The sequence below is a fragment of the Vibrio mediterranei genome, assembly GCF_013364395.1.
GTDB classification, from domain to species: Bacteria; Pseudomonadota; Gammaproteobacteria; order Enterobacterales; family Vibrionaceae; genus Vibrio; species Vibrio mediterranei.
The window spans coordinates 21852-39945 of record NZ_JABXGK010000001.1; the positions used below are offsets into that span (position 1 = coordinate 21852).

Annotated in this window: 15 protein-coding genes and 1 pseudogene; 8 read left to right on the plus strand and 8 right to left on the minus strand. The window is 45.8% G+C overall.

Annotation, left to right across the window (positions count from 1 at the left end; translation table 11 throughout):
* Position 1: 1 nt before the first annotated feature.
* The 3 genes from nudE to HOP38_RS00140 form a co-directional block, all read right to left on the minus strand.
* Positions 2-559: an ADP compounds hydrolase NudE gene (gene nudE, locus HOP38_RS00130; protein ID WP_031493657.1), complete on the minus strand. Its 558-nt coding sequence runs from the start codon at positions 557-559 to the stop codon at positions 2-4.
* Between the two features lie 185 nt (positions 560-744).
* A complete protein-coding gene (gene nfuA, locus HOP38_RS00135; protein WP_031493658.1) occupies positions 745-1332 on the minus strand; it encodes a Fe-S biogenesis protein NfuA in 588 nt (195 codons plus the stop codon).
* Between the two features lie 116 nt (positions 1333-1448).
* A complete protein-coding gene (locus HOP38_RS00140) occupies positions 1449-2129 on the minus strand; it encodes a ComF family protein (RefSeq protein ID WP_242456497.1) in 681 nt (226 codons plus the stop codon).
* A gap of 61 nt (positions 2130-2190) precedes the next feature.
* Between HOP38_RS00140 and bioH the strand changes: the two genes are divergently transcribed.
* A complete protein-coding gene (gene bioH / locus HOP38_RS00145) occupies positions 2191-2982 on the plus strand; it encodes a pimeloyl-ACP methyl ester esterase BioH (protein WP_198557237.1) in 792 nt (263 codons plus the stop codon).
* 149 nt (positions 2983-3131) lie between these two features.
* On the plus strand, positions 3132-3581 hold the full coding sequence (locus HOP38_RS00150; protein ID WP_006073398.1) for a hypothetical protein: 450 nt from the start codon (positions 3132-3134) through the stop codon (positions 3579-3581).
* A gap of 67 nt (positions 3582-3648) precedes the next feature.
* On the opposite strand, the gene HOP38_RS00155 is transcribed toward HOP38_RS00150, so the two are convergent.
* The gene (locus HOP38_RS00155; RefSeq protein WP_198557238.1) at positions 3649-5970 is read right to left on the minus strand and encodes a Tex family protein; all 2322 of its coding nucleotides are present in this window, start codon (positions 5968-5970) and stop codon (positions 3649-3651) included.
* 272 nt (positions 5971-6242) lie between these two features.
* On the opposite strand from HOP38_RS00155, the gene HOP38_RS00160 reads away from it, so the two are divergent.
* Positions 6243-8132, plus strand: a complete 1890-nt coding sequence (locus HOP38_RS00160) for a putative ATP-dependent zinc protease (protein ID WP_198557239.1) — start codon at positions 6243-6245, stop codon at positions 8130-8132.
* 61 nt (positions 8133-8193) lie between these two features.
* Here the strand turns inward: HOP38_RS00160 and HOP38_RS00165 are convergent, their stop codons facing one another.
* Positions 8194-9324 carry a CNNM domain-containing protein gene (locus HOP38_RS00165; RefSeq protein WP_006073403.1) on the minus strand — a complete coding sequence of 377 codons (1131 nt, stop codon included), beginning with the start codon at positions 9322-9324 and terminating at the stop codon, positions 8194-8196.
* 318 nt (positions 9325-9642) lie between these two features.
* On the opposite strand from HOP38_RS00165, the gene hupA reads away from it, so the two are divergent.
* Together hupA and HOP38_RS00175 are read left to right on the plus strand one after the other, a co-directional pair.
* Entirely contained in the window at positions 9643-9915 is a 273-nt protein-coding gene (gene hupA / locus HOP38_RS00170; RefSeq protein ID WP_006073404.1) for a nucleoid-associated protein HU-alpha, read from the plus strand.
* A 207-nt stretch (positions 9916-10122) separates the two neighbouring features.
* Positions 10123-10815: a DUF1481 domain-containing protein gene (locus HOP38_RS00175; RefSeq protein ID WP_006073405.1), complete on the plus strand. Its 693-nt coding sequence runs from the start codon at positions 10123-10125 to the stop codon at positions 10813-10815.
* 81 nt (positions 10816-10896) lie between these two features.
* Here the strand turns inward: HOP38_RS00175 and purD are convergent, their stop codons facing one another.
* From purD to HOP38_RS26170, 3 genes and pseudogenes are all read right to left on the minus strand, one after another.
* Positions 10897-12186, minus strand: a complete 1290-nt coding sequence (gene purD / locus HOP38_RS00180) for a phosphoribosylamine--glycine ligase (RefSeq protein WP_006073407.1) — start codon at positions 12184-12186, stop codon at positions 10897-10899.
* 85 nt (positions 12187-12271) lie between these two features.
* Entirely contained in the window at positions 12272-13864 is a 1593-nt protein-coding gene (gene purH, locus HOP38_RS00185) for a bifunctional phosphoribosylaminoimidazolecarboxamide formyltransferase/IMP cyclohydrolase (protein WP_198557240.1), read from the minus strand.
* Positions 13865-14023: 159 nt separating this feature from the next.
* Positions 14024-14119 (minus strand): annotated as a pseudogene (locus tag HOP38_RS26170) (phosphoribosylamine--glycine ligase); the annotation flags it as partial.
* A gap of 31 nt (positions 14120-14150) precedes the next feature.
* On the opposite strand from HOP38_RS26170, the gene zntR reads away from it, so the two are divergent.
* From zntR to cadB, 3 genes are all read left to right on the plus strand, one after another.
* Positions 14151-14546, plus strand: coding sequence for a Zn(2+)-responsive transcriptional regulator (gene zntR / locus HOP38_RS00190; RefSeq protein ID WP_006073412.1), 396 nt, complete (start codon positions 14151-14153; stop codon positions 14544-14546).
* Between the two features lie 172 nt (positions 14547-14718).
* The gene (gene cadC, locus HOP38_RS00195; RefSeq protein WP_062461653.1) at positions 14719-16311 is read left to right on the plus strand and encodes a lysine decarboxylation/transport transcriptional activator CadC; all 1593 of its coding nucleotides are present in this window, start codon (positions 14719-14721) and stop codon (positions 16309-16311) included.
* A gap of 411 nt (positions 16312-16722) precedes the next feature.
* Entirely contained in the window at positions 16723-18069 is a 1347-nt protein-coding gene (gene cadB, locus HOP38_RS00200; RefSeq protein ID WP_062461656.1) for a cadaverine/lysine antiporter, read from the plus strand.
* The last annotated feature ends 25 nt before the right edge of the window (positions 18070-18094 follow it).

Genomic DNA, 18094 nt, shown 5'->3' on the forward strand with positions numbered 1-18094 from the left:
GTTATAGTCCTAGTTCTGACTTCATTCTTAACATCAGCAGTAATGCGGTAATACTGCGCGCTTCGGAGAAATCCATATGAGAGAGGAGCTCGTCTGCCTGAGCCAGTGGCCATTTCACTATCTCTAAAGGCTCTGGTTCATCGCCTTCAAGCTGTTCAGGGTACAGATCTTGAGCAACGAACAAGGTCATGCGACTTGAAAAATAAGACGGTGCTAAGATCACTTCTTTAAGCGGAGTCAGCTTATTTGCCCCAAAGCCGATTTCTTCTTTCAACTCTCGTACCGCTGCTTGGTCAGGTGACTCGCCAGGGTCGATAAGTCCTTTAGGAAAGCCCAGCTCGTATCGCTCTGTACCAGCCGCGTACTCGCGTACCAATAAAATATCACCATGCTCTGTAATAGGAACCATCATGACTGCGTTACGACCACTTGGCTTCATTCGCTCATAAGTGCGCTTAGTGCCATTAGAAAACGCTAAGTCTAACGCCTCAATCTTAAATAGCCGAGATTCGGCAACGGTCTTTTGGGCTAAGATTTCAGGTCCTTTTTTGGACGGCATGGCTTATCTCCTTAGCGTTGTTCCACATAGATTAGTGATGTGAGCGTGCGGAACAGAAATTATTGTACTGCTTAATATATATAGGAATTGAGTCATCGCCAAATAGAACCATAAAAAAACAGAGCGCAAAGGTTTCCCTTGGCGCTCTGCTCGAACTTCATGGCCGCGTGGGGCGAAAAAGTCACTTAGTAGTATGAGTGCTCGCCACGATCGTGCTCGGTCATATCTCTAACCGCTGTAAGTTCACCAGAGAACTCTTGAAGAAGTTGTTTCTCAATACCTTCTTTCAGGGTCACATCAACCATAGAGCAACCGTTACAACCACCGCCAAACTGAACGATGGCAATACCGTCTTCAGTAATTTCCATCAGACTAACGTGGCCACCGTGACCAGCAAGCTGAGGGTTTACTTGAGTTTGGATAGCATACTCGACACGTTCCATTAATGGCGCATCATCAGCGACTTTACGCATTTTTGCGTTTGGAGCTTTTAACGTAAGCTGTGAACCCATTTTGTCAGTGACGAAGTCGATCTCAGCATCTTCAAGGAAGGGTAGAGATAGCTCATCAACATAAGCAGATAGGGCTTCGTATTTAAATTCGGTGTCGTTTGACTCAATCGCTTCTGGTGGGCAATAAGACACACCGCATTCAGCGTTTTGAGTGCCTGGGTTAACGACAAAAACACGGATGTTCGTACCCTCTGGCTGTTGAGCCAGTAGTTTGGCAAAGTGGCTTTGTGCACTTTCTGTAATAGTAATTGGATTTGACACGACGAATACCTGAGTATAGTTGTAGGTTATTACCACTATTCTACTCCTGTCGTGAGTAGATGCCAAAATTATTTGTCTGTATTGTGTGCAACTTGAGGTTGCAGTGGTTTACCAACTCATTTTGGCGTGCGGCACAAGCAGTAAATATCGATTTTTTCGACCCCTACATCAAGCAATAATTCGCTTAAATGTCTGACAGTTGCGCCAGTTGTGACCACATCATCAATTATCGCAACATGACTTGCTTTTGGTCGTTGATGTAATGAAAACGCTCGTTGAACATTACGCAGCCTCGCGGTTTTATCCAAGGTTTTTTGCATAGGAGCCCGAGCGTGTTTGAGAAATACATTAGGCATGAGTTGAGTTTGAGGCGTGGACTTAGCTATCTCGTTAGCGATCACTTCACTAAGATTAAACCCTCTTAACAGATATTGATGCCATGTCATTGGTACGGTGACCACCATGGGAGCAGGGTGAAGAATCAAACCGTTGAGCATTCGTGCTAGAGGAGGAAGTAGCCAATAGCGTTTCTGCCGCTTTATCTGCTGGATGAGTGTTGAAAGTGGGTATTGGTAGTCACCCAAACAATACATTTGGTGCCATGGAGGCGGTGATTTAAGGCACTGACCACACTTATCGGCTTGTGTCTCTATTTGTAAACCGCAGCAATGACAGCGTTTAATGTGTAACGCCATTTGTCGATGACAATGTGGGCACCATAAATGGTGCTCCATGGTTGAGTCGATACGCAAACCGCATAAATGACACAGAGAGGGTATTGGAAGTGACAGTTTCATTGGTCTAATTTGACGTTTGAGAATATCTGTTTAGCATGAAGCAAAACAACCCCAACATAGTATGAATTCGGTAGGAGATAACGTGAGCTCAGCATCAAAAGTACATTGGCATTCTGAAGGTCAGGGACCCGATATCGTTTTGCTTCATGGCTGGGGCATGAATGGCGCGGTATGGTCCAAGTGCAGTGCCGAACTGGCTCAGTTTTTCACCGTACATAGCGTTGATTTACCCGGTTATGGCTTCAGTCATGATGTTGAGTATCAGTCCCTTGAGCAGTTTTGTGAGTTGTTACTGGCGGATGCTCCCGACCAAGCCATTTGGTTGGGTTGGTCTTTAGGCGGGTTAGTGGCGACTCATATAGCTCATTATTATCCGCAAAGAATCTCGCAGTTGGTGACATTAGCAAGCTCGCCCAAGTTCTCTGAAGGTGAACAGTGGCGCGGGATTAAAAAGGATGTACTAGCTGCATTTACGGAACAGCTAACTGAGAACTTCAAGCTAACCATTGAACGATTTATGGCACTGCAAGCCATGGGCAGTCCAAGTGCTCGTCAAGATGTGAAACAACTAAAAGAGGCGGTGTTATCGCGGCCTATGCCTTCTCAAGAAGCGTTGATGCTAGGACTGAATTGGTTGGACTCCCTCGATCTGCGTCAACAGTTGGGAGAACTATCGATGCCAGTTCACCGCTGGTATGGTCGATTAGATGGTTTGGTGCCAGTGCGTGTTGCAAAACAGCTAGATGAGCTCACATCCGGTCATCAATCACATGTATTTAAGGATTCTTCGCATGCTCCGTTTATTACCGAGCAAAGCGGTTTTATCGACAAGGTGCAGGCGCTAGTTCGCTGATATTTGCAGGATTTTTACACAAAATCGGTAAAGCTTTATGCATTTTGTCCGATACTGTATTGAGATGATTGACGATAGTTCAATCGGTTAAAGATAAGGCTAAGTGTAGAGGTATTGGCTGTAATCACTCATTACAGAGGAGAGTGACCATGATAGTGTCACCCAACAGTGTAAGTGCCCCGGTTATTGCACCGTCCGTGAATCCGCAGACAGAGCAAGTGGCTCGTGACAACAAAGTGAGAGAGCCGATCATCGCTCCCGTGGAACTGGCGAGAACCAATGCTGAACGACGCATCAACGAAGATGAAAAACGCCGTAAGCGCAGCGCCTGGGATCCTGCTGAGCACCCAGAGTATGAAACGGAAGAAGAGGATTCTCAGCCGCATAATCCGGTAGAAAATTGGTTTCGGTTGTTGTCGCTAAATACCTATAGTCAGTCGCAAGGGAAAGGCTATGCTATGCGCTTTCGTTTACCGAAGAAAATAGTCGATGCAGCGATACTCGAAGGGAAGATGGCCAAACGTCGCACCGTGATTCGTTATCATTACGGCCATGCAGTAGCGCCTAATACACCCTCTGATATTCTTGCGGTCACTTAGTTGAACGGTTCGATATAACGTGAATTAAAAAGAGCACCTTAAGGTGCTCTTTTGTTATTGATAGAAACTACTTTTTCGCCTTGGCAAACGCCGCTGCGAATGCGCCACCCATGGCGCTATTACCGGATTCCTGACGAGGTTTGTGTTGACGCTGTCCGCCTCGAGGCTCTCTCGGCTTTTGAGATGAGCTGCGGCTAGTTCTGTTATCTTGTCCAGGTTCATCGTTTAAACGCATAGACAGGCCGATGCGTTTACGGGCTGCATCGACTTCCATTACCTTAACTTTAACGATGTCACCTGCTTTAACTACTTCGCGAGGGTCGGCGACAAACTTATCCGTTAGAGCTGAAATATGTACCAATCCATCCTGATGTACACCAATATCCACAAAGGCACCAAAGTTAGCGACGTTAGACACCACACCTTCTAGCACCATGCCGGGTTCTAAGTCGGAGATCTTGTTGACCCCTTCAGCAAAGGTTGCAGTCTTAAACTCAGGTCGAGGGTCACGGCCTGGCTTATCCAATTCGCGGATAATATCGGTGACAGTTGGTAAACCAAATGTCTCGTCGGTGTAATCAATGGCGTTAATAGACTTCAAAAAGCTGCTATCACCGATAATCGTTTGCACTTTACGGCCAGTTTTCTCAGCAATTGTTTTGACCACTGGATACGCTTCAGGGTGAACCGAAGAGGCATCAAGAGGGTTTTTGCCATTCATGATGCGAAGGAAACCTGCGCACTGTTCAAAAGCTTTAGGACCTAAACGGGCGACTTTCTTCAAGGTTGTACGGGCTTCGAAGCGGCCATTTTCATCACGATAGTCGACAATGTTTTGCGCCAGTGTCGATGAAAGTCCTGCTACTCGAGTGAGTAGCGCAGCTGAGGCCGTATTTACATCAACCCCAACTGCGTTTACGCAATCTTCCACGACTGCATCTAGACGTTTAGCTAGCATGGTTTGACTTACATCGTGCTGATATTGACCAACACCAATAGACTTAGGGTCGATTTTCACCAGTTCAGCCAGTGGGTCTTGCAGTCGGCGTGCAATAGAGACGGCACCACGTAGTGACACGTCCATATTTGGGAACTCTTTGGCAGCAAGTTCCGAGGCTGAGTACACTGAAGCACCAGCTTCGCTGACGATAATTTTCTGAACTTTAAGATTGCCACGTTTAATCACATCGGCAGCAAAGCTGTCTGTCTCGCGTGAGGCAGTACCGTTACCAATCGCGATTAGGTCGACATTGTATTGACGCACTAAGTGCTCAATAACCTGTGCTGACTTATCGTATTGCTTTTGCGGGGGGTGAGGGTAGATCGTCTCTGTTGTTAACACTTTACCTGTAGTGTCGACGACAGCCACTTTACAGCCTGTTCTCAAACCAGGATCTAGACCTAATGTTGCTCTTGGGCCAGCTGGTGCGGCCATCAGAAGGTCTTTCAAGTTTGTAGCGAACACGGTAATGGCATCGACTTCCGAGCGTTCTTTGAGCGCGCCCATCAGTTCGGTTTCCATATGCATCGATACTTTGATGCGCCATGCCCAACTGATGACTTGTTTGCGCCAAGCATCCGCAGGCGCTTGGCTTAGATGAACACCATAATGCTCTGCAATGATGGTTTCACAGTGAGACTCGCGTGCGTTTTCTTGATTAGCTGGATCGGCGTTGAGGGATAATTGCAAGAAGCCTTCATTGCGGCCACGAAGCATGGCTAGTGCACGGTGCGACGGAACTTTGCTGATGGCTTCGTCGTGTTCAAAATAGTCTTTGAACTTCTCGCCTTCGTGTTCCTTGCCTTGGATCACTCGAGCGCTAAGTTCCGCATTGCGGTTTAGGTAGTGACGAATTTTCTCTAATAGGTCGGCATCTTCAGCGATTCGTTCCATGATGATAGCGCGTGCACCATCAAGAGCGGCTTTGCTATCTGCGACACCTTTTGACTCATCAACATACTGTTGGGCAGCGTCTTCCGGAGTGTTATTTGGTTGATTCCAAAGCAGATCTGCAAGTGGCTCTAGTCCTGCTTCAATGGCAATCTGCCCTTTAGTGCGACGTTTTGGCTTATATGGTAGATACAGATCTTCAAGACGTGTTTTGTTATCGGCGTTTTCGATTTCAGTGCGTAATTCGTCACTGAGTTTGCCCTGCTCATCAATGGATTTCAGAATTGTCTGACGTCTTTCGTCCAATTCTCTTAGATAACTAAGGCGAGAATCCAAAGTACGTAATTGGGTGTCGTCAAGCCCGCCTGTTACCTCTTTTCGGTAACGTGCAATGAAGGGTACGGTGTTGCCGTCATCAATCAAAGTGACAGCAGCTTCAACTTGCTTAGTGCTGACGCTCAGCTCTTTAGCAATCAGTTGACAGATAGCTTGGCTCATCCGTGTATTCTCTTGTTGTGTGTTAGGGAAAGGAAGGTCCTTTCTTCGATATCTATAGGATATAAGGGCTTGAGCTAAGTTTTGCAATTGCTTGGTTATTTTCTCTATCACTTAGCCGTGAAACAATTCAGTAATTTGCTAATTTATTGATAATCGCGTGGATATTCCGTTAATTTTCTGTAAAGTTAAAGAGAGTTGGCAATGAATTACAGTGGCCGTTGTCTCAAGACAAACGGGGTATTAAAAGTCGGTCAATGAATGGATGTATTAAAATGAATAGAACAGCAACTAAGTTGGCGTTAATTCTCGCCTCAATGACCAGTGGGTGGGCTATGGCTGCACCAGATCTCTCTACTACTCAAGCACCTGTACTTTCTATCGAAGATAAACTCGTCTTAGGTCGCGTTGAGAGTGTGTACTATCAAGATATTGATGCACTTAAAGGTATCCCTTTTGTTGGCAAGATTGATACTGGTGCGGACACTACATCGATGCACGCTGAAGATATCCATGTCACCAGCGACAACCCAAAGTACCAAGGGTTAACTGATGAGAAGCTGTTGCAGACCATCGTAGATGAGTATGGCGGCTCTGCCAGTGACTGGTGGCTAGAAGAATTTGATAATGAAGAACGAAACTTCGGTGGTATGGTGACTTTTACGCTTCGTCATCCATACACTGGAGAGAAAATCACTATGGAGCGACCTTTGACGCGCACCAGTGTGATTCGTAGCCGAACCAGTGCGACACCTATCTATCGCCCTGTGATTACCCTGCCGCTGACCATTGCAGGTAAAACAGTAGAAACCGAAGTGAACTTAACTGACCGAAGTGGTTTTAGTGCTCCTATCTTAATTGGTAAAACATTCTTAGCTGACAATGCCTGGGTCATGGCTGGTTACGACTATTTGCAAGAACAGAAAGACGCTCAAGTTATTGGTCGTCGTGAGTCTGGTGAAGTTGATGGTGTGCCAGTCGATGTAAGCCTATCTTTGCAAAATAACTACAGCATTCTTAATGCTCAGAATGTCGAAATAAATAAAAAAGATAACAGCGTGAGCTTTGACTTAGCGGGGAAAGAAAACGCGAAAAAGCGTGTGACGTATCCACTGGTGAAAATGCTCTCTGTCAGTGGTAATGAATACCCAGTTGTTTTTGTGCCTTTCAAAGGTGGTAAAGACTTTGAGCAGACGATTCAGGTGTATTTAAAAGATCGCTCCAAATATAGTACTCAGCTTCGATTGGGTCTAGATACACTCAGTAAGAACTTTATTGTCGATACGGGTGCCAAAGATAAGCTAGACAAAAAGAAGCAGAGCTTTGAGTCTCGTATGAAGAATAAACCGCTGGTGGTTTCTCCTGTGGAAAGTCTGATTCTTGATGGCTACAAGTTAAACGCTGAGCCTTCTTTTGCGGTTAGCACGCCGTTATTAAAAGTCGCTAGCTTTGAAATGATTGAAGCTAAAGGTCGTGACAAAGTGGAGTACTACTTATCTAACGACCAAGGTAATGAAGAAAAAATCCGCAAGACCATTCTTCGTAAAATCAAAGTAGGTGATACGGTGCGCCCTGTTGTCGACGGTGAGTTCATTGTTGGCGACAAAGAAGTGACAGTTGAATTTGCTTTGGAAGCGTTGGATAGTGATGAAGGTGAAGAGCCTTATTTCATCATAGGTAAGAAAGCGACGAAAGCTGGTGTCTTGGTGAATACTCGAAGCGAAAATCTGCTGGACGCCTATCCTATCTTTACCGCAGGTCATATTGAGAATGCAACGGTAGAAGGCTTGAAGTTCCCTGTGAAACTTGATACCGGAGCTGATGTTAGTTCAATGAATGCATTGGATATTAAACAGTTCAAGAAAGACGGTAAAGACATGGTGACCTTCACTTATGCCAATGATATGGGGATGAAACAAGAATTCACCCGTGAAGTGGTGGATGTAATGCGCATCAAAGCGAAGGCGGGTGAAAAAGCCAATGTACGCCCAGTGGTTGAAATGCGGGTGAAACTTGGCGATGTCGAGAAGACGGTTCGAGTCAACCTACAAGACCGCTCTCGTTTCCACTACAGTATGATTTTAGGGAAAAATTTCCTTAAGTACGGCGTGGTGGTCAGTAGTGATGAGAATTTCCTTTTAGGAAATGATATCGGCAGTCACTAACTCAAACGTGAGCCAATAAAAAACGGCAGCGCCTAGGCGCTGCCGTTTTATTTTCTAGAGATTATTGCTGTTCATCTTTTTTGTTATCAGCATCGAGTTTCTTTTCTGAATCTGAGTTGTTGTCGACTTCTTCGTATTCTTCATCATCAGAACCATCGATCATACTGTGCTTCTCTTTCCAGTGTTCCCAACGCTGGTAAGCCAGTTCTTGCATGTCTGTGGTTTTGTCTGCTTCGTCGACGATCTCTTGGCCTAGTAAGTGCTCAAAAATATCTTCTAGCGTAATGATGCCCTGTATGGTGCCATATTCATCCACAATCATTGCAATCTGTAGGCGTGCAGCCATCATTTGCTCAAAGGCTTTAGGCAACATAATCGTGTTAAACAACACGTGGATAGGGCGCATTACAGAGCCTAACTGCTTTTCCCCACTGCCTTGTTGCTGCAACTTAAACAATTCCAGACGGTGTACAAACCCGAGGATATTGTCTTTTTGTTGGCTATAGACCAGTGGACGAGAGAACGGAGTCTCTTTGTGTTGGTCCAAGAATTCATTGATGGTCATTTCAGCTGCAACGCGGAAAACCACCGGGCGCGGTGTCATAACTTGCGTTACCGGGATATCTTGAATATTAAGAATATTGTTCAAAATATTGGATTCACCCTCAGCAAACTCACCACTTTCTTTTGCCAACATCGCCATCGCAGACAGCTCATCACGCATCTTTGGCGCTTCATGACCACGAGCCAGACGCTTAGTGATTTGCTCAGAAAACCAAACAAATGGAGTTAGTGCCCATACCATCCAACGTAAAATCGTGGCTGCGGTAGGAGCAAGCTGACGCCAGTAGGTTGCACCAATGGTTTTCGGGACGATCTCTGACAACACTAAAATACCTAATGTCAGTACCGCTGAGAAAACGCCTAGCCATTGACTACCAAACACTTTAGCAGCTTGTGCACCTGCCGTTGCTGCACCGATAGTGTGCGCGATAGTGTTAAGCGTCAAAATAGAAGCCAATGGTCGATCGAGTTCAGCTTTAAGCTTGCTAAGCTTTTCTGCTGCAGGGTGTTCTTGTTGGCGAAGCTGAGCCAGGTAGCTTGGTGTAATACTAAGTAACACCGCTTCAAGCACAGAACAGATAAAAGAAACACCGATAGCGATCGCTATGTAAACCGTTAAAAGAAACATTCATTTCCTAATATGTGCACACATCAACCTAACTTTGCTGCAAATGAGCCTGTGCATTGTTGGTGAGTGCTTAAAAAACAGTAGCCGCGCAATAGATTTATCAGGCTTATTAATTGTGCGGCAGTGCATTTATGGGACTTTATGCAATAAATTACAAGGTTTCAAACTCAATCTTCACGTAACAAATTGTGAGTTATTGCTCATAAAACGGTTAAATCTCGGTCATAAGTGAGAAAGATCGGCTACAAACCTTTGCCAGATGGGGGCTTTATGATTTAGAGTGGGCTCTAACTCGATAACATGAAGAAGGGAAACCTAATGAACAAGACCCAATTAATCGACTTTATCGCTGAGAAAGCAGACCTATCTAAAGCACAAGCTAAAGCAGCGCTTGAAGCGACGCTTTCAGGTGTTTCTGAAGCGCTAACTGAAGGTGACCAAGTTCAACTAATTGGTTTTGGTACGTTCAAAGTAAACCACCGTGCAGCTCGCACTGGTCGTAATCCAAAAACTGGTGAAGAAATCCAAATCGCTGCAGCGAACGTTCCAGCTTTCGTAGCTGGTAAAGCGCTAAAAGACGCAGTTAAATAATTTCTACAGCACCGATGAGTTTTCATCGGTGCTGTTTTCCTTCCCCTGCGGTTGATCGATAAACGTGTTAGCCGATGTAATGCGCTTATCCATCAATCTCTCCCCAATACTCTGAATTGAAGTGAACGCCTTGTCATTCACGCTGTCCTACAGTAAGTAGAAGCTGTTGTTTGCCTACGTTGCTTTTGTTTGAGGTTATAGACATCAATGAAGAAAACTCTGTTGGTATCACTATTAGTTGCAACGCTCGCTGGTTGCTCTTCTTCTCCGTCACCATCTCTGAATCAGTATTCGGAATACACAGGTGGTCAAACGTTAGGGGATGCAACGAGCTTGTATTGGTATACCGAGCGGCTGACAAAACCGTTCAGTGCTGCTGACTATGTCAATATGAATGACTATGGTTGGTATAAGTCCAATTATCGTTGGAGCGGTGACACACTGCGTGAGTTTGTGCGAGAAGGGGTACAGAATGAGCTTGAGTCAGGTTCAGTCAATTACCGTATTCACGTGCGCTTCAATAAAGATGGCGAAGCTATTTATCAACAATACCGTCGAAATGGCAAAGTCCTACCTATTAAACGTGCTCAGTTAGAAAACTACCAACGTGAAGCTGACTTACTTGTGGAAAGAGTAAAAGAGCAGGATAGTGATGGTTTAGAGCTTATCCAAGGTCATTGGGATGGAAAATCGTTGGAAACCTGTAGCGGTATTGAATTTAACAATATTAAGTTTGAACAGAGTTTGCCAGATTTTGTTGTGCAGCGTTTGGCGGAAGTGGAAAGCTATGTCGCGTTTTTAGGCAGTACTCGACTGACTGGAGCAAAAGTAGAACAATTGCTAATGCTTTCTGATGGTTCGACCGATTGCATTAAACGTCCAGTGCTTGCCACTGAATAACCAGCACAAGGTGACTAGACTACAGAATAAAAAAAGGCGCTCAATTGAGCGCCTTTTTGCTACCGTTCGATAGAGCGAAAGCTACTCACCTTGCTCGCGTGCAATGGCACGATAGCCGATGTCGTTACGGTGGAACATGCCGTCCCAGCTGATTTTTTTGGTTAGCTCATAAGCACGTGCTTGAGCTTCAGATACAGTGTTGCCCAGTGCAGTTGCACAGAGCACTCGACCACCGTTAGTCACAACATTGCCGTCTTTGTCTGCTGTACCTGCGTGGAATACTTTCTCGCCTTCCACTTCTGTTGTTGGTAGACCAGAGATAACATCGCCCTTGTTGTAAGACGCTGGGTAGCCACCTGCCGCTAGAACGATACCGATAGATGCACGTGGATCCCACTTAGACTCGACTTGGTCTAGCTTCTTGTCGATTGCAGCTTGGCAAAGCTCAACCATGTCTGATTGCATACGCATCATGATAGGTTGTGTTTCTGGGTCGCCGAAACGACAGTTGTATTCGATAACTTTAGGCGTACCGTCTTTGTCGATCATTAGACCCGCGTATAGGAAACCTGTGTATGGGTTTCCTTCTGACGCCATACCGCGAACCGTTGGATAGATAACTTCTTCCATGATGCGGTTGTGGATTTCTTGAGTAACCACTGGAGCAGGTGAGTATGCGCCCATACCGCCAGTGTTAGGACCTGTGTCCTTATCACCAACACGTTTGTGGTCTTGGCTGGTTGCCATTGGCAATACGTTTTCGCCATCAACCATCACGATGAAGCTTGCTTCTTCGCCATCTAGGAACTCTTCAATAACCACGCGGCTACCGGCGTCGCCAAATGCGTTGCCAGCTAGCATGTCTTTGATTGCATCTTCTGCTTCTTCAAGCGTCATCGCAACGATAACACCTTTACCAGCAGCAAGACCGTCAGCCTTAACAACGATTGGTGCGCCTTGCTCACGAACGTAAGCCAGTGCAGGTTCAATTTCCGTGAAGTTAGCATAAGCGCCAGTTGGGATAGCGTGACGAGCTAAAAAGTCTTTGGTGAACGCTTTTGAGCCTTCTAGCTGAGCTGCAGCTTGAGTAGGACCAAAGATCGCTAGGCCTGCTTCTTGGAATGCATCAACAACACCAATCACAAGCGGTGCTTCAGGACCAACAATCGTTAGCTCGATGTTTTTATCTTTTGCAAACGCAACTAGACCTTGAATGTCTTCAACATCAATCGCAACGTTCTCTAGCTTAGGCTCAAGCGCAGAACCTGCGTTGCCTGGTGCTACGAAAACAGTTTCAACATTTGGATTCTGAGCCACTTTCCAACCCAGAGCGTGCTCACGACCACCAGCACCAATAATTAGAACGTTCATTTAATAATCCTTTCAAAATTTGGATTACTCTAAGCAGTTGGTGTTGCAGCGCTAATGTGGCTACAGCACCAAATGCGACGAGTAATTAGTGACGGAAGTGGCGCATGCCTGTGAAGATCATCGCCATGCCATGCTCATCAGCGGCTGCGATAACTTCGTCATCGCGCATAGAGCCACCTGGTTGGATAACGCACTTGATGCCAGCTTCTGCTGCAGCATCAATGCCATCACGGAACGGGAAGAACGCATCAGATGCCATTACGCAGCCTTCAACCTGCAGACCTTCGTCAGCAGCTTTAATACCAGCAATTTTCGCAGAGTACACGCGGCTCATTTGACCAGCACCTACGCCGATAGTCATGTCGCCTTTCGAGTAAACGATCGCATTGGATTTCACGTATTTAGCCACTTTCCAGCAGAATAGTGCATCTTTCAGCTCTTCTTCGGTCGGCTGACGCTTAGAAACTACTTTAAGGTCATCAAGTGATACCATGCCTTGGTCACGGTCTTGAACCAGAAGACCACCGTTAACGCGCTTAACGTCAAAACCAGTTGTCTTAGTTGTCCACTCGCCACACTCTAGCAAGCGAACGTTTTTCTTAGCGGCAACCACTTCTACTGCTTCAGCTGAAACAGAAGGTGCGATAATCACTTCAACGAACTGACGCTCAACAATGGCTTTCGCTGTGTCTGCATCTAGCTCTTGGTTGAAGGCGATGATGCCGCCAAACGCTGACGTTGGGTCAGTTTTGTAAGCGCGGTCATACGCTTCAAGGATGTCTTTACCTAGCGCAACGCCACACGGGTTGGCATGCTTAACGATAACACAAGCAGGTTCTGCAAACTCTTTCACACACTCAAGCGCCGCGTCAGTGTCAGCGATGTTGTTGTAAGACAGCGCTTTACCTTGAATTTGGCGAGCGGTAGATACAGACGCTTCTTCTGGGTTCGCTTCTACGTAGAATGCAGCGTCTTGGTGGCTGTTTTCACCATAGCGCATGTCTTGCTTCTTCACGAACTGTTGGTTGAACGTACGTGGGAATTTAGACTCTTCATCACCCTCTTTGTTCTCACCGTAAGATGGAACCATAGTACCGAAGTAGTTAGCAATCATGCCGTCGTAAGAAGCTGTGTGCTCGAACGCAGCGATAGCTAGGTCAAAACGTGTCTCTAGAGTCAGAGACTTTTCGTTTGCGTCCATCTCAGCAATAACGCGGTCGTAGTCGTGGGCGTTAACAACGATAGTCACATCTTTGTGGTTTTTCGCAGCAGAGCGAACCATAGTTGGACCACCGATATCAATGTTCTCAACGGCGTCTTCTAGCGTGCAGCCTTCTTTAGCAACCGTCTCTGCGAATGGATAAAGGTTAACGACAACCATATCGATAGGGTTGATACCGTGTGTTTCCATAACAGCGTCGTCTTGACCGCGACGACCTAGCACGCCACCATGAACTTTAGGGTGCAGAGTCTTGACGCGACCATCCATCATTTCAGGGAAGCCTGTGTAGTCAGATACTTCAGTTACTGCGATGCCTTTCTCTGCAAGTAGGCGAGCTGTACCACCTGTTGATAGGATATCAACACCACGTTGTGCTAGCGCTTCGGCAAACTCAACAATACCAGTTTTGTCAGATACGCTGATAAGAGCGCGGCGAATTGGACGAGCGTTATTCATGCTTCTGTCTTCCTCAAAATCACGGAGTTAACGTTGCTGTGTGTAGGTGTTTATACCTACGGCATAAAGATAGTTGCCAAAATAGCGTGGCTTGCACCATCATAGGGACAGGTCACTAATACTTTGGCAATTATCCTTGAGCAAAAAAGCATCATTTGTGTCGATGGCGCGTATTCTAACCAATCTATTACAAAAAAGCTCGCGCAATCGTTTGGCATCGCAAAAAAAAGTGCAAAAAAAAGGATTATAGGCCAGTTTTGTAACAAAGAGGTTAATTTAAACGGTTATGTTTCAGATAGGTGAGTTAGCAAAACGCTGCAAAGTCACAGCGGATACGTTGCGATTTTATGAGAAAAACCAACTTATCGCTCCCGCAGGGCGCAGTGAATCTGGGTATCGTCTTTATAATGAAGAGAGCCAAAAGCAGGTTAGCTTTATTTTAAAAGCCAAAGAGCTCGGCTTGAGCCTAGACGAAATCAAAGAACTGCTAGGCATTAAACTTGAAGCTACCGAGCATAGCTGTGCAGAGGTGAAAGCTATCACCTCTGCCAAACTTAGCATCATCGATGAGAAAATAGCGGAGCTAACACGTATTCGGACCGCGTTGAAAAAAATCAATGACGCGTGTTGTGGGCATGGTCATGATGCCAGTCATTGCTCTATATTAGCGGCGTTGGAATAACCACACCTCATAGCTATCCGCGAGGCTACCAACCTTAGTTTGCACCTTTGATCATCGGCATTGTATAGGTGAAAACTCTCAAGACCTCTATAATCGCGCCTTTCCACCGTCATCCGCTGGTAGCGTGGGGCTATAAAGTGCGGGGACGTGTATGTGAGAGACGAAAATTAATATGGTAGAGGTCTATTTTCAAATCAACGACTGGGTTCTCAGTGTTGATGAAAATAAGCTGTATCGACAAGATAGGGAAGTCTCTGTTGAACCACGCTTAATCAATCTATTACATTTCTTAGCCGAACACTCTGGCCAAGTCTACTGTCGCGATGAACTAATTCGTTACGTTTGGGACGGCGCCATTGTCACTGATCAGGTTGTGACTCAGTCTGTGTTTGAACTGCGAAAAATCCTCCGAGATGGTCGTGAAGAGAATCTGCATTATGTCGGAACGGTGCCCAAACGTGGCTACAAACTAGTGGCTGCCGTCACACCAATGACGCCAGAGCAATTTCTTCAATATCGATCTTCTTCTATTGCCCCTGCAAGTTCGGAGACGTTAACGTTACACTCTAAATCCGATCCAATAGTTGCGGAGAGTGACACCGATACTCAGGAAGCGATCGCTTTTCCGGCTGCGCCATTGACTCGAGCTCTGTACCAGAAGCAGAAGGCAACGCGAAGTAAAAAGCCCAAACGCCTGTTAAGTCCATGGCGTTTAGGGGTTATCAACGCAATTTGGATTGGTATTTTGGTGGCCGCGATTGGCATTTTTACCTACCAGCAGTCGGAAGTGAGCATAACTCAGGTTATCGATACGCATCTTATCGAGTTTGAGTTTCAAGATGGTATCCGCAGCTTGGGGCGCAGTTATGAACTGGCGGATGGTTTTGCTCAAAAGTTGATGTCGGATATTACTCAAGTCAGTGGCTATCGGGTGATGCTGCATAAAACGGCATTCAAAACGGGAATTGTCCCCGGTAAAACTGTACTGGTAAGAGTGGATGAAGACGATGGCCGCGACTTTCTTGAATTGGAATATCGAGATAACTCCTCCGAAAAAGTGTTGTTTAGCCGTCAATATGCCTTAGCCGACAAGCATTTGAAATCTGTACTCAAACAAAGCTCCTTAGATTTGATGCGAGTGCTTAATGTAGCGAATGCTGAGCAACGTGCGGTGACCATGATGGCTGGAGTACCTAGTGACCCTGAAGCACTAGGGTTGTTTATTCGTGCTAACCATTATTTGAATATGTCTGATGTTAGGCAGTTCCAATATGGCATTGATTTGTTGGAAAAGGTGGTAGAGCAAGAGCCGGATAACGCCTATGTACAGTCTGAATTGCTGGCCGCCTATTATGTTAGAAGTGCTTTAGACGAGAGCAGCCCTTTAACCCAAGAGAAGTTAGGCAAACTCAGTGGTGCGCTAAAACAATACCTTGCGACATCGAATGGACCGATACAACCGCGTATCTACGAGGCACTGTCTTTACATGAAACCATGGTGGGAGACCAAGAGCAGGCCGCCGCCTACCTGAACCAAGCGCTTCAACTTCGTGATTCTGTGTTGGCTTATATCATTAAAGGTAAGCACGCTGAGTTATCAGGGGATGTGGATAGTGCAAGTGAGGCCTACAGTGAAGCCTTCTATATTGATACGTCCGTAGAAACCTACTTGTTGTGCGAAAATCTGATTTTTTATAGCAATCTAAAACAGATTGACCACGCCATGTATCGTGCAGTTCATCCTTCTGTTGTCCGACTTATCTAATCCTTGTTGAGCGCGTAGAGAATCAGTAGCGCACCCATACTCAAATACTCGCCCTCCTTATTGGAGGGCGTTTTTGTATCTGGCATAGGGCTGGCTTGATATCAGGAAAGTACGTTTTTGGTGATAAAGGCTCACCTTGATATTTTTAGAATGGTTTAGCTTGGTAGTTTATATTGATTATCTCATTGTTTTTTAAAGGTTTAATTTTATTTTTAATAAGGTTTATATCAAGTTTGAACGTTTCTAGCTAATGGTTTTATTGATAACTTCAGATTGATTTCTTTGCTTGAAATTGGGCGTAACCTGCATCTCGAAAATTCACGAGGTGTTGCTCAACCTTCTTACGGTGACATCTCGAATCGGCTTCAGTTTGAACGCATGACGTTCAAGTAGAACTAATTTGGAGATGTTATGTCATCGAATACAAAGAAAATTGGCCTCATTGCCTGTACTGGTGTTGTGGCGGGTAACATGATGGGCAGTGGTATCGCGTTGTTACCATCGAGCCTGGCGGCTGTGGGTTCCATTTCACTTTATAGCTGGGTGATATGTATTGTTGGCGCGTTGAGCCTTGCATTTGTGTTTGCACGTTTGGCAACGAAGAACCCTCAAGAGGGGGGGCCTATCGCGTATGCCGGTGAAATTTCTCCTGTATTTGGCTTCCAAACCGGTGTGCTCTATTACCACGCAAACTGGATCGGTAATTTAGCGATTGCAATTACAGGTGTTTCTTATCTTTCGGTCTTTTTCCCAGTCTTAAACAACCCAATTCCCGCCGGCATCGCGACGATTGCCTCGGTCTGGGTATTTACTATGGTGAACTTGCTTGGTGGTAGTTGGGTTAGCCGCTTATGTACATTAGGGCTTGTGCTTATCCTCATCCCTGTGCTCGGTACCGCGTTATTCGGTTGGACGCACTTTGAACCTGCGTTGTACAGCCAAAACTGGAATGTCTCTGCAGGCAGTGATAGTCACGCTGTTATCGCGGCGGTATTGATTTGTCTATGGTCTTTTGTTGGTGTTGAATCAGCAGCGGTGTCCTCCGGTATGGTGGATAACCCAAAACGTACTGTTCCACTAGCAACCATGTTAGGGACCGCTATTGCTGGTGTGATTTACATTGTGTCGACTCAAATGATCAGCGGTATGTTCCCTGCTTCTGAAGTGGCTGCATCTGGTGCACCGTTTGCACTAGCTACCACAGAGATCTTTGGTCACTGGACTGCGCCTTTCGTTGCCGCTTTCACTGCACTGGCCTGTTTTACCTCTTTGGGTTCTTGGATGATGTTGGTGGGTGAAGCCGGTAAACGGGCGGCCAATGATGGTAACTTCCCGAAAATTTATGGTGAAGTCGATAAAAATGGTGTTCCTAGAAAAGGTCTCATTCTCGCTTCCATCAAAATGACAGCATTAATGTGTGTATTAATGGTGTTCAGTTCAAAAACTGCTCACGCAGCAGACTTGTTTAATCAACTGACGACTGATGCTGTATTGCTCACTATGCTGCCTTACTTCTACTCCAGCATTAACTTGATTCGTTTTGAAGGTATGACGACTCGTAATGGTTTCGTGATGTTCTTCTCTGGTATCGCATGCTTGTTCTGCATGGTGGCATTAGCAGGAGCAGAAGGAACAACATTAACAGCCACCTTCATCATGTCACTCATCATCTTGATGTTCTACAGCAAAAAAGCGGGCTTAGCTCAGTACATGGAGCAACACCCTAACGAACTGTCTTCGCAGCAAGCGAGTCACTAATTCTTCGCTGGTGCGAAGTGCACCA

What these genes read in the sequence shown, in the direction of transcription:
- HOP38_RS00140 (WP_242456497.1), bottom strand. Translation starts at nt 2,129, where the DNA reads ATGAAACTGTCACTTCCAATACCCTCTCTGTGTCATTTATGCGGTTTG.
- cadB (WP_062461656.1), top strand. Translation starts at nt 16,723, where the DNA reads ATGTCATCGAATACAAAGAAAATTGGCCTCATTGCCTGTACTGGTGTT.
- bioH (WP_198557237.1), top strand. Translation starts at nt 2,191, where the DNA reads ATGAATTCGGTAGGAGATAACGTGAGCTCAGCATCAAAAGTACATTGG.
- nudE (WP_031493657.1), bottom strand. Translation starts at nt 559, where the DNA reads ATGCCGTCCAAAAAAGGACCTGAAATCTTAGCCCAAAAGACCGTTGCC.
- HOP38_RS00155 (WP_198557238.1), bottom strand. Translation starts at nt 5,970, where the DNA reads ATGAGCCAAGCTATCTGTCAACTGATTGCTAAAGAGCTGAGCGTCAGC.
- purH (WP_198557240.1), bottom strand. Translation starts at nt 13,864, where the DNA reads ATGAATAACGCTCGTCCAATTCGCCGCGCTCTTATCAGCGTATCTGAC.
- HOP38_RS00150 (WP_006073398.1), top strand. Translation starts at nt 3,132, where the DNA reads ATGATAGTGTCACCCAACAGTGTAAGTGCCCCGGTTATTGCACCGTCC.
- zntR (WP_006073412.1), top strand. Translation starts at nt 14,151, where the DNA reads ATGTTTCAGATAGGTGAGTTAGCAAAACGCTGCAAAGTCACAGCGGAT.
- HOP38_RS00165 (WP_006073403.1), bottom strand. Translation starts at nt 9,324, where the DNA reads ATGTTTCTTTTAACGGTTTACATAGCGATCGCTATCGGTGTTTCTTTT.
- HOP38_RS00175 (WP_006073405.1), top strand. Translation starts at nt 10,123, where the DNA reads ATGAAGAAAACTCTGTTGGTATCACTATTAGTTGCAACGCTCGCTGGT.
- purD (WP_006073407.1), bottom strand. Translation starts at nt 12,186, where the DNA reads ATGAACGTTCTAATTATTGGTGCTGGTGGTCGTGAGCACGCTCTGGGT.
- cadC (WP_062461653.1), top strand. Translation starts at nt 14,719, where the DNA reads ATGGTAGAGGTCTATTTTCAAATCAACGACTGGGTTCTCAGTGTTGAT.
- hupA (WP_006073404.1), top strand. Translation starts at nt 9,643, where the DNA reads ATGAACAAGACCCAATTAATCGACTTTATCGCTGAGAAAGCAGACCTA.
- HOP38_RS00160 (WP_198557239.1), top strand. Translation starts at nt 6,243, where the DNA reads ATGAATAGAACAGCAACTAAGTTGGCGTTAATTCTCGCCTCAATGACC.